Raw genomic sequence first — 23,446 nt, forward strand, 5'->3', positions numbered from 1 at the left:
AATGGCCCGGAAAAATGTTGCGAAAGCGGCGCCCAAATCACGCTTCCGTTAACCTTATATTTAAAGTTTTACGTATCCCGCGGAATGCATGTTTTCTTTACCCCCCTGTGTCATTACGATACGAGGGTCCATTTTCAGCCTCCTGCGCGGGGGTAAGACAAACAGAATTATATAAGCCCGCGGCAGCTAGTACAGGGTAGCGAAGGCATGGCGAAGAAACCAACGACGAACACGAGAACTCTCGACAGCGACGTGGCCAGGGAACTGGAAAAAGCGCTCGATCTCGACCTCAGCGGCGACATCGGCAGCGGCGATCTCGATATCGCGGCTTCGATGGAAGATCTGGAAGCGCAGATATCCCAGGCCGCCGACGAGCTGGCTCGCGAGGGACGCAACCAGAATCCGGCACCCGCCGCCAATCAGGCGCCCGTGGCCAATCAGGGCCCCGTGACCGATCAGGCCGCGAAGCCCGCGCCAAAGGCCAAGCCCGCTGAACTGCGCCCCGTGGAGACACGCAATGGCAATGGCACGCAGCCCACGGGCTTTGCGCCGGCCAACGACGATCGTCAGAAAGATTACAAGACCCTCCTGCACAGCCTCAACAGGCGCGCTTCCAACACCGTCTACTGGATCATCGCGTTTGTGTCGCTCGCATGGATCGCGGGCGCTGGTGCGCTCGCCAACCTGCTGTTCGGACCGGGCATCTGGCGGATCCGCACGCTCGACCAGTTCTTTGCCCGTCCCGAGCTGATTGGCCTCGCCGTCGCGGCGATCGTGCCGATCATCCTGTTCTGGGCCTTCGCGGCCATGATTCGCCGCGCCCAGGACATGCGCATCGCCGCACAGTCGATGACGGAAGTGGCCTTCCGCCTGACCGAGCCGGAAAACATGGCGCAGGATCGCGTCATGATGATCGGCCAGGCTGTTCGCCGCGAAGTGGCGGCCATGGGCGAAGGCATCGAACGCACACTTGCCCGCGCCGTGGAACTGGAAACGCTGGTCCACAGCGAAGTCAACCAGATCGAGCGCTCCTATTCGGAAAACGAAACCCGCATCCGTTCGCTGGTCGACGGGCTCGGCAGCGAGCGCGAGGCCGTCGTCACCCATGCCGAGCGGGTCCGCGCCTCGATTTCGGGCGCGCATGAGACGCTCAGGGATGAAATCGGCGCCGCCAGCGACATCATCCGCGACTCGATCCTCAACGCATCGACCAAGCTGTCGATGACGATCACCAATTCCGGCGACACGCTGATCGACCGCATCAATGAAAGCTCGATGTCGATTTTCGATTCGGTGGAAGGCCGGCTCGACAACATCACCGACAGGCTTACGACCTCTGGCGAGGCCTTCGCCAGCCTGCTCGACACGCGCATTGCCAAGCTGACGGACACGACGGACGGCCTGACCCGGTCGCTGACCGATCTGCTCGACGATCGTACCACCGGCATGGTGTCGCTGCTTGGCGGCGCCGCGCGCACCCTCAATTCGGAATTCGAAGCCAGCCTCAACGGCATCGAGCGCACGCTCGCCGAACGCGGCCAGGCGCTGATCAGCGAGTTCCAGACCCGCGCCGAAGCGCTGGACACCGGTACGCAGAAGCTCAACGCCGCGCTTGAGGCGCGAGCCCGCCAGATCAACGAGACGCTGGTCGAGCGCGCCCGCGAAATCGCCCACACTTTCGCCGAGAGCAGGGATACGCTGACCGCGATGATCGATCAGGGCAAGACCCAGATCGGCGCCGACATGGCCGACATCGTCACCTCGACATCGAGCATGCTGGAGGCCCGGGCCAGCGACTTCGCCGGGCGCATGGAAGCGGCGCGTCACGTCGTCTCGCGATCTTTCGACAGCGACATCCAGCGGCTAGCCGACGCTCGCGTCGGCATCGAGGAAGCCGTCGAAAACCACAGCCGCAAGCTTTCCGAAAGCCGCGAACGCATGGCAGCCGCCATGGAGGCGGATCTCGCGAAATTCGCCGAGGGCCGCGCCGGCATCGATGCCGCCGTGACCAACCAGGTGCAGAAGCTGGCCGAAGGCCGCAGCCTGATCGCACGCGCCCTCGAAGAGGACCTGCGCAAGGTCAACGAATCGCGCGCTGCCATCGATGCATCGCTCGGCAGCCACCTCGAGAGGCTGGAAGAAGGCCGCAACCGGCTTTCACTGGCCCTCAACGAAGACTCTGGGAAACTCGTTCAAGCTCGCACGATCATTGATGAAATGGTCGCCGGACATGTCGGAAAACTCGCCGAAGGCCGCAACATCCTGTCGCGCGCCCTGGAAGCGGATCTCGGCAAGCTGTCCGACAGCCGCGCCAGCATTGACGGGCTGGTCGCCGGCCAGGTCGAGAAGATCGCCGAAGGCCGTGCGGTGCTCGCCAAGGCGCTGGAAAACGACATCATCGGCATCAAGAACCTGATCGAGACCCATTCGGCAAAGCTGGTGGAAGACCGCACCCAGCTCGGTCGTTCGCTCGAAAACGACCTCTCGGGCATCAGGGGCCTGCTTGACGATCATTCCGGAAGGCTTGCCAACGACCGCAACCTGCTGTCGCAGACGCTCGAAGCCGACCTTGCCAAGCTGGCCGAAAGCCGCTCCAGCATCGACGGCCTGGTCGCCGGCCAGGTCGAGAAGCTGGCCGAGGGCCGCGACATTCTCAAGCGCGCGCTGGAATCGGACCTCAACACCATCAAGGGCGTCATATCCAGCCAGTCGGAAAAGCTGGCGGAGGACCGCGGACAGCTTTCGCGGGTCCTGGAAGCCGACCTGCAGAATGTGAACAGCGTCATCGCCGATCATATGAACAGGCTGGTTCAGGATCGTTCGACCTTGTCGAAGGCTCTCGAGGATGACCTCGCCAAGCTGGCCGACAGCCGCTCCAGCATCGATGGTCTGGTCGCCGGCCAGGTGGAGAAGCTGGCCGAAGGCCGTGACATTCTCAAACGCGCGCTGGAAGCCGACCTCAACACGATCAAGAACACCGTTGCCGACCAGTCGCAGAAACTGGTCGACGACCGCGCCCAGTTCGCCAAGGCGCTCGAAGCAGATCTCGAAAGCGTCAACAGCCTCGTCAACAGCCATTCCGAGCGGCTTGTCCAGGATCGCTCGACCCTGTCGAAGGCGCTGGAAGTCGACCTCGAAAGCGTCAACAGCCTCGTCAACAGCCATGCCGAGCGCCTGGTCCAGGAGCGCTCGACCCTGTCGAAGGCGCTGGAGGCCGATCTCGACAGCGTCAGCGGCCTGGTCGCGGGCCACGCCGACAGGCTTGTCCAGGAGCGCTCGACCCTGTCGAAGGCTCTCGAGGACGATCTTGCCAAGCTGGCCGAAAGCCGCTCCAGCATCGATGGCCTGGTCGCCGGCCAAGTAGAGAAGCTGGCCGAAGGCCGCGACATTCTCAAGCGTGCCCTTGAAGCTGATCTCGCCAAGCTGGCCGAAAGCCGCTCCAGCATCGATGGTCTGGTCGCCGGCCAGGTCGAGAAGCTGGCCGAAGGCCGCGATATTCTCAAGCGCGCGCTGGAATCGGACCTCAACACCATCAGGGGTGTCATATCCAGCCAGTCGGAAAAGCTGGCGGAGGATCGCGGGCAGCTTTCACGGGTCCTGGAGGCCGACCTGCAGAAGCTGACCGAGAGCCGCGGTGAGATCGACAACATCATCGCCGGCCATGTCGGCAAGCTGGCCGAAGGCCGCGACATGTTGAGCCGTGCCCTGGAAGACGATCTCGGCAAGCTCGCCGAGACCCGTAAGGACGTCGACCGCTCGCTGTCGGGTCATATCGACCAGATCGCAGCCAGGAGCACCGACATTTCGGCCGCGATCGCCGCCGATGTCGACAAGATCGAGCAGGCGTTCAGCCGTCAGACCGGCATTATCGAGGAACGCGCCGGAACCATGGAGCGTGCGCTTTCGACTGGCGTCGACAACGTTCGCAGCGTGCTCGAGAAGAGCGCGGTCTTCGTCGCCGGCGCATTGCGCGACAAGGTCCTGGAAGTCACCAGCACGCTGCATGAGCAGGCCGGTGCGGCCTTCAGTGACGCCGACCGCAAGATCGCCGAGCGCGCCGAACAGACGTCAGCCGCCCTTTTGGCGCGGGCTGAAGACATCGCCCGGACCTTCGAGGAGGCCGATCGTCGCCTCCACGCCCGTGCGGAAGATACTTCGAACGCGCTGCTTGCCCGCGCGGACGACACCTCCAGCACGCTGCTGGCGCGCGCCCATGAAACCGCCGATCAGTTGGCTGCTCGCGCCGGCGAGATCGCCGGCACCTTCGACCTGGCGGACCAGAAGCTCGCCGCCCGCGCCCAAGCAACCACCGATCAGTTGGCCGCCCGGGCTCAGGAGACCGCGGATCATCTGGCGGCCCGTGCAAGCGAGATCGCCGGCACGTTCGACGCGGCCGACCAGAAACTGGTTGCCCGCGCCGTCGAGACGGCACAGTCGCTGGCCGCCCGCGCCGGCGACATCCTGCGCAACTTCGAAAGCGCCGACCAGCGGCTCGGCATGCGCATCGGCGAATCGGCCGAGGCGCTGGCCGCCCGCGCTTCGGACCTCGGTCGCATCTTCGATGCCGCCGACCAGCAACTGGTTTCGCGCATCGCGGAAGGCTCGGACGCCCTGTCCAGCCGTGCGTCGGAAATCGGCCGCATCTTTGACGAGGCAGACCAGCGCCTGGTCTCGCGCATCGCCGACAGCTCGTCGACGATCGGCGAACATGCGCAGACCATCGTCGGTGCTTTCGCCAGCACCGAGCAGAGGGTCGCCGACCGTGCCCGCCAGACCGGCCAGGAACTGGCCGTGCATGCCCGCGAAATCGAGCAGGCGCTTGCCGGCGCCGACGAGCGTCTTGCATCGAGCGCGGCGGCGGCGGCCGCCCGTGTCGAGGAACAGATCGCGAGCGTCGAGAACCGGCTCGCCTACACCACCGAGACGATGGGCCAGAAGCTCAACGAACAGGTTTCGACCGCCGAGGCGCAACTCGTTTCACGCGCCAATGTGATCGCCGAAACCTTCACCGCTGTTGGCCAGCATATCGGCCAGAGCACCAACGACGCCGCCAAGACGATCGGCGCCAACACCCGCGAACTCAACACCATGCTCGCGGCCCGCTCGGCCGAAATGTCGAGGATCCTCGACGAAACCGCCCGGCCGTTGGTTGAGCGCTTCGCCCAGGGTGGCTCGGAACTGCAGAAGAGCATGGAAGAGGTCACCGAACGCGCGACCGAGAAGCTGCGCAGCGAAAATGCCGCCCTTGTCAACGCGCTCGCCAGCCGCACCGCCGAAACCTTGTCGGCGGTCGAAGGCGCTCGCTCGTCGCTGTCCGACAGCGTTGCCGATCTCATCGGCCGCATGACCAACTCCAGCTCGCAGCTCGGTCAGCTGATCGAGCAGGCCGCGGTCAATCTCGGCCAGGTCGACGAACGCCTGACCGGCAGCACACAGAGCTTCGCGGCGACCACCGAAAAGGCGGCGCAGACCTTCGCCAGCTCGGCGCGCCTGGTCGATTCGAACACCACAAGGCTGACGGAACTGTCGTCCTCGACCTTGCGCGAAGTGGCCTCGATCGCCACCAAGTTCGATGAACACAGCCGTCTGCTGGCCAGTGCCTCGGACCTCTTGAGCTCTGCCCAGAGCAACCTCGAGCACACGCTGGAAAGGCAGTCGTCGCTCGAGGATCTCGCCGTCGGCCTGGTCAAGAAATCGGAAGATCTCGAAAGGGTCATGCGCTCCTTCGAAAACCTCGTCGGCCAGACGCTGCAGAACGCCGAAGGCAAGACGCTGGAATCGGCCGACAAGATCCGCAACGCCATCACCGATGTCGTGGATTCGGCCACCAAGCGCTTCGCCGATGCGACCGAGGAGATGCGGCGCACCGCGGGCTCGATCAAGAGCGAACTCGACCTCACCCGCGCCGAGCTCAAGAAAGGCGTCATCGAGATGCCGGAAGAGGCGAAGGAATCGACCTCCGCCATCCGCCGCGCCGTTTCCGAGCAAATCAACGCCTTGAAGGAGCTTTCGGACATCGTTGCGAAGTCCGGTCGTGGCGGCGACACCTCGGAGCCGCGCACCTTGCGTCCGGCGCCGCAAGCGCCGGTCACCCGCGCCGCCGAGCCGCCGCGTCGCGCGCCGACACCGCAGCCGGAGCTTCGCACGCCTCAGGCGCCGCTGGGCGGCACCGCATTGCGCGGTACGCTCGATCTCGAGCGTCCGGCCGAGGCGTCACCGCGTCAGCAGCGTCCCGACGCCAACACCCGCACGCCACAGGGCGGCTGGGTGCGTGACCTCCTGACCGCGGCGTCGAACGATGCGGATCTCAGGCCGGCGGCTCCACCCTCGGCGCCCGCCGAAGCGCCGCGCGCGGCGCCTGCCCAGCGCTCGCCGCTGCATGTGGTGGAATCGCTGAACTCGCTCTCTGTCGATATTGCACGGGCCATCGACCACGACGCTTCGATCGAGCTGTGGAACCGCTATCGGCGCGGCGAGCGGGACGTGTTCACGCGCCGGCTCTACACACTGAAGGGCCAGCAGACGTTCGACGAGATCCGCCGCAAATATCAGGGAGAGGCCGAGTTCCGCGCCGCCGTCGACCGTTACTGCGACGACTTCGAGAAACTGCTGAAGGATGTCTCACGCAACGACCGCGACAACATCATGGCGCAGACCTACCTGACGTCGGACACCGGCAAGGTCTATACCATGCTGGCCCATGCCAGCGGCCGCTTGCACTGAGCCGGAATTTAACAGGCGGGGCCCCGCCCCGCCTGTGACTGCCTCAAAGCTCCGTCGCTGAAACCGTCTCGTAGCTGCGAGCCGACGCATGCGTTCGGTACGCTCGCGGCGCAAAGTCCGCTTTCCCGACGGCGCGAAGACCACGGGCTAACCCGCTGCCCTGATCCTCGATAAAAAGGGGGCCGATCGTGAAGACGGCAATCATATTCGACTGCGAGTTTCTCTGCCTTGAGGGTTCGCAGCGCAGATTCTGGTGTGCTGCCCACGATCCCGACCCGGTCATCGCGCAGATCGGCGCTGTCAGGCTTGGGCTTGAAGACGGCTTTCCGCTGCTCGGTTCACACAAGGCCTATATCAGACCGATCGACCGGTTTGGCCGGAGATACGCGCTCGACCCGTTCTTCACCAAACTGACCGGCATCACTGAGGAGAACATCGAGACCGAAGGGGTCGCGCTGGGAGAAGCCCTTGCCGACATCGATCGTTTTTCCGGTGGCGCGCGATTCTGGTCCTGGGGCAAGGACGAACTGAACATGATGGCCATCAGCTGCTATGTCGCGGGCATTCAGCCTTCCATCCCGGCCACCCGGTTTGACAATGCCGTGAAGTTGCTGATCGCGGCCGGGATGCCGATCGAGGATTTGGCGAGGACGCCGAGCAACAAGCTTGCGGACTATTTTGGTGTCGAACACCCGCCGTTACAGGGTCACGACGCGCTCGACGATGCGCTGTCAGTAACCTACACCTTGCAGCACCTGATGAAGACCGGAAAGCTGCGGCCGGAGGTCTTCGACCGCCTTTAGCCCGGAAGCGTCGGTGCATCCGGCGCCGGGCGCTCAGATCACCGAATCGGTCCAGCGGACGATCTGCTTGGCGGCATCGCCAAACGCACCGTCCAGCGCACTGACATAGGCGGAATTGCCGCTGCCCGAGACCGGTGTGGTTGCGGTGAAGCTCTTGGACGCGCGCACCTCACCGTTGCGGTCGTTGAGGATGCGTACGAACAGGTCGACTTCGGCGTGCTCGCCACCGTCGACGCGCACCTCGAACGAACGGATCTCGACGATGACCTGATAATCGATCGCCAGGCCCTCGCCCGGCTTGCCGACACCGGCAAAGCTGCCCGAGCGCTGGAATGTCTCGGCCAGCCGCGCCTGCACGATCAGCGGCAGGCGGTCGGCCCATTGCGCGCCCTTCAGATATTGGATCGAGCGGTCCGAGGGTTTGATGACGATGTTCTGGCTGTCCAGCGCCTTGAGCGCCGAGGGCTGGGCGATCAGGATTTGCTTGCGGCTATGGCCATTGGCGTCAACGGGCGGCGCCGAAAGCTCGAATGTGTCCAGCGGCGCCGGTTTGCCGCCCAGTACCGCGCAGCCGGCAAGCGATAGCGCAAGCAGCGCCGCAGCCGATGTCAACCCGCTCGTTCTCACCCAAACAGACTTCACGCGCGATCCTCGTTGTCCCCGGATCGTAAGATCAACCCGCATCTGCAGCTCATGTTCTTGGGGCGTGCGGCGGCCGAAGTCAACGCCGCGCCCTGCCATCGAACTGCCGCACCTCGCCATCGCCACCCGAAAGGATGCGCTGCGGGTTTCGGCTGAGATCGGTCACCGCCTCCTCGATGCGGGTGATCGAGCGGCGGCTGTCCTGCACCAGCGCCTCGACGTTGGTCAGACCCTGGCCCGAGAAGCGCGCCAGATTGTCGGTGATGACGCCAAGCCGCGAATTCAGCGTATCGGCAACCTGCTTGAACGACTTCAGCGTATCCCTGGCGTCGGCCATCACGCCATCGGCCTGCCCCGACCCGAGCAAGGTATCGACCTTGGCGAGGATGCCGTCGACACGCACGGAGGCGTCGTTGAGCCGCTGCGCCAGTTGCCTGGCATCCTTGATCGTCTGGTCGATGTCGTCGGCCCGGTTGGCGAACTTGTTGGTCACGACGGCGATGTCGGCGGCGGCCTTATCGGCGCTTTCGCTCGCCTTCTGGATGTTGGCGAGAGCGGTGCGCACCTGCGCCGGGTCGATGCCGTCGAGCACGCCATTGACCTTGGCCAGCGTGCCTTGCGTCTGCTTGGCGAAATCATTGACGGAGCCGACCGCGGTGTCGACATTCTTGATCACGCCGTCGAGCTGCTGCGATGTCTCCTTGAGATTCCCCGTCACCGTGTCGACATTGGCAACAATGCTCTTGATCTTGTCCTTGTCGACAGCGTTGAGAATCCCTTCGGCGGCCTTCAGCGTGCCGTCCAGCTTGCCGGAAACGCCTTTCAGCTCATCCGACAGCGCACTGACGGCGGTCAGGAACTTGTCGATGCCGTCGGAATTCTTGGCCAGTGCATCGGAGAAGGTCTGCACGTTCTTGACGGTGTCGGTCAGCGGTCCGCGGACATCCTTGGTGAAGCCTTCAAGCTCGGTCAGCACCTTGTCGGCGCGGTTGAAGATGTTCTGCGCGGTCTGCAAGAGATTGGTGACCGCCGAGGGGTTGGCGACGATCTCGGCGACCTTGCCTTCCTTTTCGGCCTGGTCGAGGAGTTTTACTTCCTTGGGGTCGGCGCCCTTGAGTTCGATATTGGCCTGCCCGGTAAGACCCGCAAGGCCGATATCGGCCTGCGTCGACTTGGTGATCGGCGTCAAGCGGTCGATCTCGGTGTCGGCGATGGCGACAGTCGGATTGTCCACGTCGATATAGACGCGCTTGACGTCACCGACCTTGACGCCGTTGAACAACACGAAACTGCCGCGGCCAAGCCCGGAAGCCGAGCCCGGAATGCGCACGCGCAGCAACGTGGTCTCGCCCTTGTCGCCGATCGCCGCCGTCCAGTACACGAAGGCGAACGCCGCCAGGATCGCGACCAGCGTGAAGATACCGACAATGACGTAGTTGGCTCTGGTTTCCATTGCTCCACTTATGGCTATGCGCGCGCCGCAAGATCAAGTTGCCGGGCGCGTTTTCCGCGGAAATAGGATTTCACCCACGGCTCCTCGCTCTTCAGCATGTCGTCGATGGTGCCTTCGACCAGCACTTTCTTGTTGCCGAGCACGGCCACGCGGTCGCAAGCGGTGAAAAGCGTGTCGAGGTCGTGTGTGACCATATAAACGGTCAGGTCCATCGTATCGCGCAGCTTGACCACCAGTTCGTCGAATTCCGCCGCGCTGATCGGATCGAGGCCGGAGGTCGGCTCGTCGAGGAAGACGATGTCGGGGTCGAGCGCCAGCGCCCGCGCCAGCGCCGCCCGTTTGATCATGCCGCCGGAGAGCTCGGAGGGGAATTTTTGCGCCGCGTCCGGCGGCAGCCCGACCAACTCGACCTTGAGCATTGCCAGTTCGTCCATCAGCTGTCGCGGCAGGTCGAGATACTCGCGCATCGGCACCTGGACGTTTTCCAGTACCGTCAGCGCCGAAAACAGCGCGCCATGCTGGAACAGTACGCCAAGCCGCATGTCGATGCGAAGGCGTTCCGCGTCGCTCGCCTTCTCGACATCGACGCCGAACAGCTTGATCGTGCCCGACCGCTTGCGCGTCAGGCCGAGAATGGTGCGCAGCAGGACCGACTTGCCGGCACCCGAAGCGCCGACAAAACCGAGAATCTCGCCGCGCCTGATGTCGAGCGACAATTTGTCGAGGATCACCTTGTCGGCGAAGGCCACGGTGATGTCGTGCGCGGAAAGCACGATATCGCCCTCGCCCGTATCGTCCGCGATCGCCTTTGTCCTGCTCCGCAGCTTCATCTCAGAACTCGATCGCTGCGTAGAAGATGGCGAAAAGCCCGTCGAGAATAATGACGACGAAAATCGATTTCACCACCGAGGCGGTCACGTGCTGTCCGAGCGATTCGGCGCTGCCGCCGACCTTCATGCCTTCGACCGAGGCGATCGTGCCAATGATCATCGCCATGAACGGTGCCTTGATCAGGCCGGAGAAGATCGTGCTGAGATCGATGGCGACGCGCAGTCGGTCGATGAAGGCGGCAGGCGCGATATCTGAATAGAGCCAGGCCGCGAGAATGCCGCCGCCGAGCGCCGCGAAATTGGCGATGATGGTCAGGCACGGCAAGGCGATCACCAGCGCCACCAGCCGCGGGAAGACCAGGACGCCGATCGGGTTGAGCCCGATCACCTTCAGCGCGTCGACTTCCTCGCGCATCTTCATCGAGCCGATCTCGGCGGTAATCGCACTTCCGGAGCGGCCGGCGATCATGATCGCCGTCATCAGCACGCCGAGCTCGCGCAGGATCAGCACGCCGACGAGGTCGACGACAAAAATGTCGGCGCCGAAATAGCTGAGCTGATAGGCCCCTTGCTGAGCAACGATGGCGCCGACGATCGCCGACATCAGCACCACCACTGGAATGGCGCCGACGCCCATGCGGTCGATCTGATTGAAGATCGCCGCAGGATTGACAGCATGGCCGCGGCCGAGCTTCATCTGCGCGCCGCGGATGGTGGCACCCAATATGTTCATCGAGGCAAGGAAGTCGTCGCGCATCTCGTAGACGCGCCGGCCGACCGCCTCCAGCGCGCGAATGATGATGTTGGGCGGCCGCACTGGACCGGATTCGGATTCGCGCCGAACCGCCTCGCCCACAGCGTCGAGCAGTATCGAAGCGATCTCGCTTTGGCCTTGCAGCTGGATTTTGACGCCCTTTTTCTCGAAAGCGCTGACCAGCCTGTCTATCAGCCAGGCGCCGGCGGTATCCATCTTCTCGATGTTAGAAAGATCGAGCGCCAAGACCTTGAAACCACTTCGTTTCTCGATCTTGCGCATATCGTCGTCGATCAATGCGACGGTGCGTGTCGTCCAGATTCCGGAGAAGGCGCAACCCAGAACGCCGTCCTCCTCGCCGATCGCCACGCGCGGTTCGTGGTCAGCCTCCCCCGCGGTCGTGCCGCTTGCGTCGCGCTTGCCGATGGTCAACATGGCGTCCTGTTTAGCCTGATGGAACCAAGCTGTCGATTTGCCGACGACGCCGTTCTCGCATAGCCGGAGCAGAAAAATATGGCGCGTGTCATTTCGGTTGAGGCCGAACGTTTCCCGATCGCCGGGACCTTCACCATTTCACGTGGTTCGAAGACCGAGGCCGAGGTCATAACCTGCACGATCAGCCAGGATGGTCATAGCGGTCGCGGCGAATGCGTTCCCTACAAACGCTACGGCGAGACCATGGACGGCGTGCACGCCGCGATAGAGGCGATGCGCGAGCGGATAGCCGGCGGCATCGACCGGACCGCCCTGCTCGGCGCAATGCCGGCGGGGGCCGCCCGCAACGCGGTCGACTGCGCCCTCTGGGACCTTGAAGCCAAGATGGGTAACAGCCCGGTTGCGCACGCAATCTGGCCAGCTCCGCCGCGTCCATTGGAAACTGCCTACACACTATCGCTCGGCGAACCCGCGGCGATGGCGGCACAGGCCCGTGCCAACGCCGGCCGGCCGCTGCTGAAGGTCAAGATCGGCGGTGACAATGACATCGCCCGGATCCAGGCGGTGAGACAGGCGGCACCCGGGAGCCGAATCATCCTTGATGCGAATGAAGGCTGGACCGACGACAACATCGTCGCGAACCTCGCCTTTGCCGCGGAGCAAGGCATTGCGCTTGTCGAGCAGCCCCTGCCCGCCGGCAGGGATGAAATCCTGCGCGATATCGCGCATCCGGTGCCGATCTGCGCCGACGAAAGCGTGCATGAGGCGAAGAACCTGGAAGCGCTTGTCGGCCTCTACGATGCCGTCAACATCAAGCTCGACAAGTCCGGCGGACTGACCGCGGCGCTCGTGTTGCGTGACCGCGCCCGCGAACTGGGTTTTGGCATCATGGTCGGCTGCATGGTCGGCACATCGCTTGCCATGGCGCCGGCGGTCCTGCTCGCCCAGGACGCCGATTTCGTGGACCTCGATGGCCCGCTTCTGCTTGCGCGCGACCGTGTGCCGGGTCTCGTCTACCAGGGTTCGCTCGTCTCACCCCCGGACCGGGCGCTTTGGGGCTGAGCGCGCGGCAAGCCCTATCAGCATGAGGCCAATGATCGCGATCGGGATCATCACCAGGAAACCATCGACGCCGAGACGGTCATAGAGCGGACCGGACGCGAGCGTAACGGCGGCCATGAAGAAGCCGTTGAAGAAATAGGCAATGCCTTGCGCGGCGCCCGTGCGCTCCTCGGAGACGGTCTCGGCGATCATCTTCTGCAGGCCGATCAGCACCATCGCGACAGACACCGAATGCAGTGACTGCACGGCGAAGAAGCCGGCGACGCCGAGTCCGAGCGGCCATACCAGTGGAAAGACGATCCAGCGCACGATCGACCCGATGCCGGCGATGACCATCACCCTGACGACGGATATGGAGGCGAAAATGCGATTGAAAAACAAAAACATGCAGACTTCGGACACCACGCCCCAAGCCCACAGCAGCCCGACGACGGAATCGCTGATGCCGATCGATTTCCAGTAGATGGAAACGAAGCCGTAGAGGAAGGCGTGGCTGGCGGTGATGATGCCGACGCCAAAGGTGAAGTAGAGGAAATAGGCATTGAACAGGCTCGGCGCCGCGTGCTGGATTTCCGCGGCCGACAGCGGCGAGGCCTTGCGCGGCCGCCCCATGCGCGGCGCCAGCAGCCCCGCGACGAGCGCCGCGCCAAGAGCGAGAAAGATGATCACCGGAACGGCTTGCGGACCGGTAGCCGCCAGGATGAAGCCGCCCGCGACATTGGCGCAGAGATAGCAGATCGAACCCCATTTGCGCATGCTTGCGTAGTTCGAACCGAAGCGGCGCACGCCCGAAAGCGCCAGCGAATCGGCGATCGGCGAATGCGGCGTCCAGACAATGGTCAGGGCAAGCGACACCGCCAGCACCATGGCGTAGGTCGGTGTCAGGAAATAACCCGCCGAGAGCAACAGGGAGGCTGCCACCAGCGAGACATAGACATCGGCGCGGTCTCGCGCCCGGTCGGCGAGCGTCGTCAGCAACGGCGTCGTCACCACGCGCAGGAACATGGGCGCCGCCAGGATGACCGCAATCTGCTCGGCGTGAAAGCCCTTGGCCTGCAGCCAGAGCGGGAAATAGGGCAGATGCGTGCCGAGCGATATGAACAGCGTGCCGAAGATAAGGCTCATGCGCAGTTCGAAATGGCGCGGCTTGACGAGCTGTTCTGGCGAAAGCGGCGGCAGGGACATGAATCGATCCAATTACGCCGCACTTGGCCGGCCGGCCAGCAACGTAGATCGATCCCTTAACATGGTGGAAAATCCGGGGAAACCGGCTGGACTAATCGATTGACGCCGAAAACCGGCGAGAATTCGGGTCAGGCCGCCTGCCCCACCCGATCTTCGATGAGCATCGGGATAAAGGGCTCGTCCGGCGCTTCGGGCAGGATTTGCGCCCAGGTCAGGATTTCCATCCGGCCGTCGAAGTGCTCAACCACGGCCGTGCAGCTTTCCACCCAGTCGCCGGTGTTGATGTAGCGCACATCGTCGAAATTCTCGATCGCGGCATGGTGGATATGGCCGCAGATGACGCCGTCGACATGCGAGCGGCGGGCTTCCTCGGTCAGCACGGTCTGGAACGAGCCGATGAAGTTGACCGCTTTCTTGACCTTGACCTTGGCCCAGGACGAGAACGACCAGTAAGGCAGGCCGAGCAATTGGCGCAACCGCGTCACCACGCGGTTAACGATCATCGCCGCGTCATAGGCATGATCGCCGAGATAGGCGAGCCAGCGCTGGTTGTGAACGACGGTGTCGAACTGATCGCCATGGATGACAAGAAGGCGCTTGCCGTCGGCTGTTTCATGGATCGCGCGGTCGGCGACGACGATGCCGCCGAAATGCACGCCCTGGAACTGGCGGGCGAACTCGTCGTGGTTGCCGGCTATATAGGTGATGCTGGCGCCCTTGCGCGCCTTGCGCAGCAATTTCTGCACGACGTCATTGTGGCTTTGCGGCCAGTGCCAGCTACGCCGCAGCCGCCAGCCATCGACGATATCGCCAACCAGATAGATGATGTCGGCGTCATGGTATCTAAGGAAATCGATCAGGAATTCGGCCTTGGCCGCCTTCGAGCCGAGATGGACGTCGGAAATGAACATGCTACGGAAAGTGCGGGGCTCTTGGCCTGACATCGCGATTTCACCCTTGCTTTCGAGCAGCCTATGCCTCGATTCATGCAACAACCGTATGACGGTTGCGATTGGTCCAGTCTAAGGACTAGCTTGCCGGCCTGATCACAGGAGAAGTCGTCATGGATCTCGGTATCCGCGGAAAGAAGGCAATCGTCTGCGCTTCGAGCAAGGGGCTTGGGAAAGGCTGCGCCATGGCGCTGGCCGAGGCCGGTTGCGACATCGTCGTCAATGGGCGCAATGCCGAACTGGTGGCCAAAACCGCTGCCGAGCTGCGCGAGCGCTATGGCGTGACGGTGACGGAGGTCGTCGGCGACGTCTCCAAGCCCGAGGTACAGAAGGCGCTGCTTGCTGCCTGCCCCGAACCCGACATTCTCGTCAACAACAATGGTGGTCCGCCGCTACGCGATTTCCGCGAGCTCGATCGCGCGAAAATCCTCGAAGGCGTCACCCAGAACATGGTGACGCCGATCGAGCTGGTGCAGGCCGTCCTCGACGGCATGGCAAAGCGCGGCTTCGGCCGCATCGTCAACATCACCTCGCTGTCGGTTTATGTCCCCATCCCCGGCCTCGACCTGTCGTCGGGCGCACGCGCCGGCCTGACCTCGTTCCTCGCCGGCGTGGCGCGAACGGTGATCGACCGCAACGTCACCATCAACAGTCTCTTGCCGGGCAAGCTCGACACCGACCGGCTGCGCGGGCCGCACGAGGCCGGCACCGTCGAGGAACCCGCCGCTGCCGCCGCGCGCAAGACCCGCATCAGCGCTGATGTGCCGGCCAAGCGGCTCGGCACGCCGGAGGAATTCGGCCAGATCTGCGCCTTCCTCTGCTCGGTCCATGCCGGCTATCTCACCGGGCAGAACATACCGGTCGACGGCGGTCTCTACGTCAGCGCCTTCTGATCGAAAGGTCCGCGACGCGGCGGGATTCATCTGGCATGAAACAGCCGTAAGAATCTGACATCTAATGATTTTTGACGCGCCGGCGTTTAAAGCTTCCGGCGCGTCAATTAGCATCGCGAAAAATCTTGGCCGCATGCTAAAAGGACTCCCAACACAGGTTTCGAGGAGCGGCCGCATGGAAGGCGAGAGCAAGAAAACGGCACGTTCGGACCTCGACGAAGCCGCCCTTTACTTCCACAAGCACCCGACACCGGGAAAGCTCGAAATCCAGGCAACCAAGCCGCTTGGCAACCAGCGCGACCTGGCGCTCGCCTACTCGCCCGGTGTCGCCGCCCCTTGCCTGGAGATCCGCGACAATCCGGCGACCGCCGCCGACTATACGGCGCGCGCTAACCTGGTCGGCGTCGTCTCCAACGGTTCGGCGGTACTCGGTCTCGGCAATATCGGCCCGCTCGCCTCCAAGCCCGTGATGGAAGGCAAGGCGGTCCTGTTCAAGAAGTTCGCCGGCATCGATGTCTTCGACATCGAGATCGATGCCCCCGAGATCGAACGCATGGTGGAGACCGTCGCCGCTCTTGAACCCACTTTCGGCGGCATCAACCTCGAGGACATCAAGGCGCCGGAATGTTTTGAAGTCGAAGAGCGGCTTAAAGCCCGCATGAGCATACCGGTGTTCCACGACGACCAGCACGGCACCGCCATCATCGTCGCCGCCGCCGTGCTCAACGGGCTGGAATTCGCCGGCAAGACCATTTCGGACATAAAGATCGTCACCTCCGGCGCGGGTGCGGCCGCCCTTGCCTGCCTCAACCTCCTGGTCTCGCTCGGCGCGCGGGTCGAAAACATCTGGGTCACCGACCGTTTCGGCGTCGCCTACAAGGGCCGCACCGACGAGATGGACCGCTGGAAAGACCCCTATGTGAAGGACACCGAGGCGCGCACGCTGGCCGATGTCATCCCGGGCGCCGACGTCTTCCTCGGCCTCTCCGCGGCCGGCGTATTGAAGCCGGAGCTGCTGCAGCACATGGCGCCGAAGCCGCTCATCCTGGCGTTGGCCAACCCCAATCCCGAGATCATGCCGGAAGTGGCGCGCGCGGCACGACCCGATGCCATGATCTGCACGGGCCGGTCCGATTTTCCCAATCAGGTCAACAACGTCCTGTGCTTCCCCTATATCTTCCGCGGCGCGCTCGACTGCGGTGCCAGCGCCATCAATGAAGAGATGAAGATGGCCGCGGTGCGGGCCATTGCCGCCCTTGCCCGCGAAGAGCCTTCGGACGTCGCCGCGCGCGCCTATTCGGGCGAGACGCCGATCTTCGGGCCTGATTTCCTTATCCCCTCGCCCTTCGATCCCAGGCTCATCCTGCGCATCGCGCCGGCCGTCGCCAAAGCAGCCTGCGACACCGGTGTGGCGACACGGCCGATCACCGATTTCACCGCCTATATCGACAAGCTCAACCGTTTCGTCTTCCGCTCCGGCCTGGTGATGAAGCCGGTATTCTCATCCGCCAAGGCGTCGAGCGCCAAGCGCGTCATCTATGCCGATGGCGAGGATGAGCGCGTGCTGCGCGCCGCCCAGGTGGTGCTGGAGGAAGGCATTGCCGAGCCGATCCTGATCGGCCGTCCGCACGTCATCGAGGTCAGGCTGAAACGCTACGGGCTGCGCATCAAGCCGGGCGTCGATTTCGGCCTGATCAACCCCGAGGACGATCCGCGCTATCGCCACTATGTCGACCTCCTGATCGAACTTGCCGGCCGGCGCGGCGTCACGACGGAGGCCGCGCGCACCATGGTGCGCACCGACAATACGGTGATCGCGGCGCTCGCCCTGAAGCGCGGCGATGCCGACGCCATGGTCTGCGGCCTCGAAGGACGCTTCGAGCGGCACCTGCGCAACGTCACACTAATCATCGGCCCACGCGCCGGCATCAAGGACTATGACCTGTCGACGCTGTCCATGCTGATCTCGCAGCGAGGCATCATCTTCCTCACCGATACGCACGTCTCCGTCGACCCGACGGCGGAGGAGATCGCCGAGATGACCGTGCTGGCGGCGGAGGAAATCCAGCGCTTCGGCATCGAGCCCAAGGCGGCACTGCTGTCGCATTCGGATTTCGGCTCGCGCGATTCGCCAAGCGCGCTGAAGATGCGGCAGGCGGCGGCGATCCTGGCGCGCATCGCGCCGGAACTTCAGTGCGACGGCGAAATGCATGCCGATTCAGCCTTGTCGGAACCTCTGCGCCAGCGCGTCTATCCGCATTCGCGCCTGAAGGGTGAAGCCAATCTGCTGGTGTTCCCGAACCTCGATTCGGCCAACATCACGCTGACGGCGCTGCGCGCGATGATGGATGCGCTGCATGTTGGGCCGATCCTGCTTGGCACCGATATGCCGGCGCACATTCTGACGCCCTCGGTGACATCGCGCGGTGTCGTCAACATGACGGCGCTCGCCGTGGTCGAGGCCGCGCACAAGGCGCAGGCTATCGCCAATCTGGACTAGGCCGGGCTCCGGCGGTTCGACCTGGCCCGCAGGAGGCTTGCCGGCGCGCGCCGGCAACCACCGCATTCCGACTCGGGGTGTTGCCGGTCGGCAACTTGCGATTGCGGAAAGCCGGTGTTGGCCGGGAGCGGATTTCGCACCGAAAGCCGACCTGATATGGTTTCGCATATGATTTGACGGTGAGGACGTCATGAAGGGTTTGTTGCTTGCATCCGCATTGCTGTCCCTGATCAGCGGACAAGCTCTGGCCGCGGACGCTATCAGTGCCGAGCCTGCAACCGTCCACGATTGGTCCGGCGTCTATATCGGCGGGCAGATTGGCTACGGTTTCGGAAGGACCGATGCGGCTTACAACTTGCCGAACACACCGACAATCCGTGGTTCTCAGAACTACGATACCGACGGTTTCCTGGGCGGCATCCAGCTCGGCTACAACTACCAGATCAATTCCACCGTTCTCGGCGTGGAGGCCGATTTTTCCGGAGCCGACATCAAGGGCCACTCCGACGAGATCAATGTCGGCGGAGGCGATACTTACGACACCAAGGTGGATTGGTTTGGAACGCTTCGCGCCAGGGCGGGCTATGCGTTCGATCGCACCCTGATCTACGGGACCGGTGGCCTGGCGTTTGGCAGCGTCGAAAACCAATATCTCGACGGTCCCTTGAACAGTTCCGAAAAGAACACCAAGGTCGGCTGGACCATCGGCGCTGGAATGGAGCAAGCGATCACGGATCATTGGTCGGCAAAGTTCGAATATCAATACGTCGATCTGCGGGACCAGACCATCGACTATGGAGCCAACTCCAACACCACCTTCGACAACACGTTCAATACGGTCAGGATCGGCATGAACTACAAGTTCTGACCGGCCGGAGCGGTCTGCCGCTAACTGTTGTTGCTCGGCCGATTGAACCCGCCTGCTGCAGCGACTTGACGGCTTTCGGCCAACCGCCGGACTGCATCCGAAATAGACGATTAACCGCGAACGGGGTAGCTTGGCGACCACAGGCAAGCGGGATTTGAGGCGGATGACAAGCGCAGGGTTGAAGCGGGCGCATACTGCCATGCTGCTTGGCCTCCTGCTGTCCGGCGCCGCCATCACCGAACCACAGGCCGCCTCGCGAGTTTGCCGTCAGTTGGAGGCAGATCTCGCCGCGGCTTCGCGCGGCGGCGGCGGCCCGGCAATGATCCGGAAATACGATGCCGCGATCGACCGGCAGCGCGAGCAGATCTCCAAGGCCCGTGGCCAGGCGGACAGCGCCGGGTGCGGATTTTCGCTGTTTTCCCGCAACGTCAATCAATGCGCCGGGCTCAACGCCACCATCGACCGCATGAACGCCAACCTCGACAGTCTCCAGGCCAAGCGCGCCCAGCTCGCCGGCGGCGGATCGCGTCGTGACCGTGGCCGCATCCTGGCCGCGCTCGACACCAATGGTTGCCGCGACGACACGGTTGCGCCGCGCCACGCTCCGCTGCAGGAAGCCGACCGTGGAGAAGGCGGCAACGCGAACCTGTTCGACCAGCTTTTCGGCAACGACAGCCAGCGGAGCGACACGCTTGACCAGCCCGACGATCCCGATGGGGAGCGCAATATCAGCAGGGTTTTGAACCAGCCCGGGGTTCCCGATTTCCCGAGTGCCGGCGGCGAGTTCCGCACGATGTGCGTACGTACCTGCGATGGCTACTTCTTCCCGATGTCGAACGCGGCCTCGGTCGGCGATTTCGAGCGCGACCAGAAGAATTGCGAATCAAGCTGCCCCGGCACCGAGATGCAGGTCTTCTATTCGCGCGGCATGGATGACGATTCCGCCGCGATGACGTCATCGGTCACCGGCAGGCCCTATAGCGAACTGCCGACCGCCTATCTCTACAAGCAGTCCAACATGCCGCGCCCACCGGCTTGCGGCTGCAATGCCGCGCAGAACTTCCAGATCATTGGCGGCAACCCGCCAAATCGGCAACCGTCGCAGCCCGAAACGGACGCGGCACCGTTCATTCCGGTCCCTGCCTCCAAGCCCGATCCGGGCGCCGACCCGGAAACCCTGGCCAATATGGAAGGCGGGCTCGACCGCGAAGCCATCAAGCGGCTTTCCGCCAAGCCGGTGACATCGCCCGTGTCCGCCTTGCCGCCGGAACAGCGCAAGGTCAGGGTCGTCGGGCCAACGTTCCTTCCCGACCCATCAGCGGCAATAAATCTGCAAGCTCCGGCCCCGAAGGCAGTCCGGTAAGCGCAAGCCTGAGCGGCATGAACAGCCCCTTGCCCTTGCGCCCGGTCGCTTCCCTGATCTTGCCTGTCCAATCCTTCCAGACTGTCCCGTTCCAGGGCTCTTCCGGCAGGACATCGAAAGCCTGACGAAGAAAATCGCGGTCGTCGGCGGAAAAATCGGACCGTTCCTGCGGACCTTCGCGCAGGATGCGCCACCAGCCCACCGCATCGGCGAGCCGGTCGAGATTGCCGCGCACCGCCAACCAGAAAGGTTCGGCCTGGTCGCCCGAGATGCCGAGCACCATCAGCCTGTCTCGGGCCTCGTCGAAGCGCATGTGGTGCAGCAGCACGCGGTTGAGCACGAACAGCTCGTCCGGATCGAACTTGGCCGATGATTTCGAAGTCGCGGCCGGGTCGAAATGGCCTGCGAGTTCAGCCAGGTCATGCGCGGCCGCGACATTCTCCGAGGTGCCGACCAGGACGGCAAGCGAAACGACGGCCATCGGCTCGATGCCGTCCTCGCGCAGGCTTTCAATGGAGAGCGCCCCGGTGCGCTTCGACAGTCCCTCGCCCGAGACGGTGGTCAAAAGATTGTGGTGACCGAAAACCGGCGGCTCGGCGCCCAGCGCCTTGAACAGGGCAATCTGCACGCCGGTATTGGTGACATGATCGTCACCACGGATGACGTGGCTGATGCCCATCTCGATGTCGTCGACGACGGACGGCAGCGTGTAGAGATAGGTGCCGTCCTCACGCACCAGCACCGGATCCGAGAGCGAAGCGAGATCGACCGTTTCCTCGCCGCGCACCAGATCGTTCCAGTGTATGTCGGTGCGTTCGGGCTGCTGCGGATCGTCCGAGAAATTGGGCAGCAGGAAACGCCAGTGCGGCCGGCGCCCGTCGGCCTGGTATTCGGCGACCTGCTCTCTGGTCAGCGCCAGGGCCTCGCGGCCATAGACCGGCGGCAGGCCGCGCGTGCGGCGCACTTTTCGCCGGAGATCGAGTTCCTCCGGCGTTTCGTAGCAGGCATAGAGAACGCCCGCCGCCTTCAGCCGTTCGACGGCCGCGTCGTAGATCTCGAAACGCCGCGACTGATATTCGGTGGCGTCCGGGAAAATGCCCAGCCAATGCAGGTCGTAGAGGATGGCGTCGGCGAACTCCTGCTTCGAGCGGGCGATGTCGGTGTCGTCGAAGCGCTGGATGAAGCGGCCCTTGTTGTTCAGGGCAAACAGCCAGTTGAAGAGAGCGGTGCGCGCATTGCCGATATGGATGCGGCCGGTCGGTGACGGGGCGAAACGAACGGTAACTGTCATGGATGGGGCGTACCGGATGCCTTTGTGATTGACAAGATGCGCCCCCGCGCTGTGCCGCAGACATAGAACATGGCGCGCGCAATGAAAAGACCGGGCAGCGCGTGCTGCGTTCGAGCGCAGCCGGCGGGCGGAGCCGACGCCGGTCGAGATTATGATGCCGTTCGGTTCCTGCCGCCTTAGGTCAACTCTTGGCGGGCCGGGACATCCGAACCGGTCGCCGAGGGTGATCAGCGGCCGAAATCATCGGAACTGAGGCGGGTCCAGCGGTCGCCCATCAAGCCACCGATGAAGATGTCGCCGGAGCGGACCGCTTCCGTGACCTCGGCGATCCGCGAGCGGACCATCGTCCCCCCGGCGTAGCGGAGGAAGACATTCTTGTAGCCGAAGAGCTGAGGCATGAACCTGCCTTGCGTTTGCCCGGTGATGCCCACGCAGCCCATATTCCTCGCGTCGGCGATCAGGCCATCCAGCGTCGCGCCCCAGTGAGATCCGGAGGCCTGGATTTGCAGCAGGTTCGCGATGCCGCCGGCTTGGCCGTAGAAAGCGTAGCAGCCGAGTATCTTGCCTGTTTCGTCGTAGGTCCCGCCGAAATGAAGGGGACCGTCGGCCCGCTTCTCGGCCGCCAGAGCGAGCAGCCGTGGCAGCTCCCCATCCTGCCAACGCGGCCGAAGCGAGTAATCGGACACCAGGGTCGGCAACCGCTCCGCAAATTGCGCGGCGTCCATCGGTTCGCGATGGACCCGGTGTGAAGAGGAGTGCTGAGCGGGCGGCTCGAATCTTTTTGTCGCAAGAGCGTCGAATGCTCTGGCGCAAGGATCGAGCGCGAAGCGAGGCAGGCCCGGCCATTTGCCGCGCGCCACGGCGGCGGCCATCGCGGCCGGCCGGAAAATGCAGGTCCATCCCAGACAATGCACCGGCAGCAGCTGATACTTCATCGGGCGCGCGAAGGCCAAGGATACCCGATTGGCCGAATTGGTCAGGTGCAGATCGAATGCGCCTTGATGCACGGCACGCAGCAGTTGCGGTCCGGCCGAGCCGTGATCGGTGCCGGGGTCGGCCATGAGCGGCCCGATGATCGCCGCGTTCAATGCCGCTCCGTTGAGTTCGTAGCGGGCTTTCAGGACCCCGAGGAAGCCTCCCAGACGGCCCTGCGGGTTGATCTGGACAAGAGCGTTGCTCTCACCGGGCTGGCCGGCAGGCTCAAGATAGATCTTTTTCATATACTCGGCCGTCTCCGCGATCGCGCGATCGAGAAGGTGATGTCGCCGCCGAAACTTCGTCAGGAAGAGTGCGGCGACACGCTCGAGATCTTCGGCTGCGAGCGGCCGAACCGTGCCGTGTTGCGTCTCCAGCACCGACGGCGCAGCCACGCTTTTCACACCGGCATTTGCGGAAACAAGATGCATCGTGAGGCCTATGGAGGTCGTCTGCCGGAGGGCGAAACCCTGCGCTGATCAATCGGGATCCCAGGAGATACGAAGATCTTCCTTGGGTTGCTTTGAGCAAAGCTATAGCAATCAATGGTTGAGACAACGTATCTCGATCGGCATCATAAACAAAATGTCTCAAGCTCAGGATCCGCAAGAGGACCTGGATATCGCTTCGCGTCACGGATTGGCTCGGCCAGCATAGGCTGGGTGACGGGGAGCCCCCGCCGATGCGTTCGCAACAGGTTCGGCCCCCCCCTGCGGTTG

At 63.6% G+C, this 23,446-nt stretch carries 15 protein-coding genes; 7 read left to right on the forward strand and 8 right to left on the reverse strand.

What is annotated here, in order from left to right; translation table 11 throughout:
* Positions 1-207 precede the first annotated feature (207 nt).
* Both AC1VON_RS22025 and AC1VON_RS22030 read left to right on the forward strand, forming a co-directional pair.
* Positions 208-6,723 (forward strand): kinesin, encoded by a 6,516-nt coding sequence (locus AC1VON_RS22025; protein ID WP_483124829.1) that lies wholly within the window; start codon positions 208-210, stop codon positions 6,721-6,723.
* Positions 6,724-6,911: 188 nt separating this feature from the next.
* Entirely contained in the window at positions 6,912-7,526 is a 615-nt protein-coding gene (locus tag AC1VON_RS22030) for a 3'-5' exonuclease (RefSeq protein WP_483124830.1), read from the forward strand.
* A gap of 33 nt (positions 7,527-7,559) precedes the next feature.
* Here the strand turns inward: AC1VON_RS22030 and AC1VON_RS22035 are convergent, their stop codons facing one another.
* Genes AC1VON_RS22035 through AC1VON_RS22050 form a run of 4 tightly spaced genes read right to left on the reverse strand, consistent with a single transcriptional unit; the run spans position 7,560 to position 11,640 of the window.
* Positions 7,560-8,210: an ABC-type transport auxiliary lipoprotein family protein gene (locus tag AC1VON_RS22035; RefSeq protein ID WP_483124831.1), complete on the reverse strand. Its 651-nt coding sequence runs from the start codon at positions 8,208-8,210 to the stop codon at positions 7,560-7,562.
* 37 nt (positions 8,211-8,247) lie between these two features.
* A complete protein-coding gene (locus AC1VON_RS22040) occupies positions 8,248-9,621 on the reverse strand; it encodes an MlaD family protein (protein ID WP_172350350.1) in 1,374 nt (457 codons plus the stop codon).
* Positions 9,622-9,635: 14 nt separating this feature from the next.
* Positions 9,636-10,451 (reverse strand): ABC transporter ATP-binding protein, encoded by an 816-nt coding sequence (locus AC1VON_RS22045; protein ID WP_172350349.1) that lies wholly within the window; start codon positions 10,449-10,451, stop codon positions 9,636-9,638.
* 1 nt (position 10,452) lies between these two features.
* The gene (locus AC1VON_RS22050; protein WP_172350348.1) at positions 10,453-11,640 is read right to left on the reverse strand and encodes an ABC transporter permease; all 1,188 of its coding nucleotides are present in this window, start codon (positions 11,638-11,640) and stop codon (positions 10,453-10,455) included.
* Positions 11,641-11,718: 78 nt separating this feature from the next.
* Between AC1VON_RS22050 and dgcA the strand changes: the two genes are divergently transcribed.
* Entirely contained in the window at positions 11,719-12,702 is a 984-nt protein-coding gene (dgcA, locus tag AC1VON_RS22055; RefSeq protein WP_483124832.1) for an N-acetyl-D-Glu racemase DgcA, read from the forward strand.
* On the opposite strand, the gene AC1VON_RS22060 is transcribed toward dgcA, so the two are convergent.
* Both AC1VON_RS22060 and AC1VON_RS22065 read right to left on the reverse strand, forming a co-directional pair.
* Positions 12,673-13,887, reverse strand: coding sequence for an MFS transporter (locus AC1VON_RS22060; RefSeq protein ID WP_483124833.1), 1,215 nt, complete (start codon positions 13,885-13,887; stop codon positions 12,673-12,675). The two genes, dgcA and AC1VON_RS22060, sit on opposite strands and share 30 nt — an antisense overlap.
* Positions 13,888-14,015: 128 nt before the next feature.
* Positions 14,016-14,798, reverse strand: a complete 783-nt coding sequence (locus AC1VON_RS22065; RefSeq protein WP_056577406.1) for a UDP-2,3-diacylglucosamine diphosphatase — start codon at positions 14,796-14,798, stop codon at positions 14,016-14,018.
* 152 nt (positions 14,799-14,950) lie between these two features.
* Here AC1VON_RS22065 and AC1VON_RS22070 point away from each other — a divergent pair, with 152 nt between their 5' ends.
* The 4 genes from AC1VON_RS22070 (at position 14,951) to AC1VON_RS22085 (ending at position 20,461) form a co-directional block, all read left to right on the forward strand.
* Positions 14,951-15,730 carry an SDR family oxidoreductase gene (locus AC1VON_RS22070; RefSeq protein ID WP_172350344.1) on the forward strand — a complete coding sequence of 260 codons (780 nt, stop codon included), beginning with the start codon at positions 14,951-14,953 and terminating at the stop codon, positions 15,728-15,730.
* Positions 15,731-15,905: 175 nt separating this feature from the next.
* On the forward strand, positions 15,906-18,230 hold the full coding sequence (locus tag AC1VON_RS22075) for an NADP-dependent malic enzyme (protein ID WP_172350343.1): 2,325 nt from the start codon (positions 15,906-15,908) through the stop codon (positions 18,228-18,230).
* A gap of 190 nt (positions 18,231-18,420) precedes the next feature.
* Positions 18,421-19,098 (forward strand): outer membrane protein, encoded by a 678-nt coding sequence (locus AC1VON_RS22080; RefSeq protein ID WP_172350342.1) that lies wholly within the window; start codon positions 18,421-18,423, stop codon positions 19,096-19,098.
* 163 nt (positions 19,099-19,261) lie between these two features.
* Positions 19,262-20,461, forward strand: a complete 1,200-nt coding sequence (locus AC1VON_RS22085; protein WP_483124834.1) for a DUF2865 domain-containing protein — start codon at positions 19,262-19,264, stop codon at positions 20,459-20,461.
* Here the strand turns inward: AC1VON_RS22085 and gltX are convergent.
* Positions 20,379-21,752: a glutamate--tRNA ligase gene (gene gltX, locus AC1VON_RS22090; RefSeq protein WP_483124835.1), complete on the reverse strand. Its 1,374-nt coding sequence runs from the start codon at positions 21,750-21,752 to the stop codon at positions 20,379-20,381. The genes AC1VON_RS22085 and gltX overlap by 83 nt on opposite strands.
* Before the next feature lie 227 nt (positions 21,753-21,979).
* Entirely contained in the window at positions 21,980-23,158 is a 1,179-nt protein-coding gene (locus AC1VON_RS22095; RefSeq protein WP_483124836.1) for a hypothetical protein, read from the reverse strand.
* Between the last annotated feature and the right edge of the window lie 288 nt (positions 23,159-23,446).

This window comes from Mesorhizobium sp. HAY1-8B, assembly GCF_056868045.1.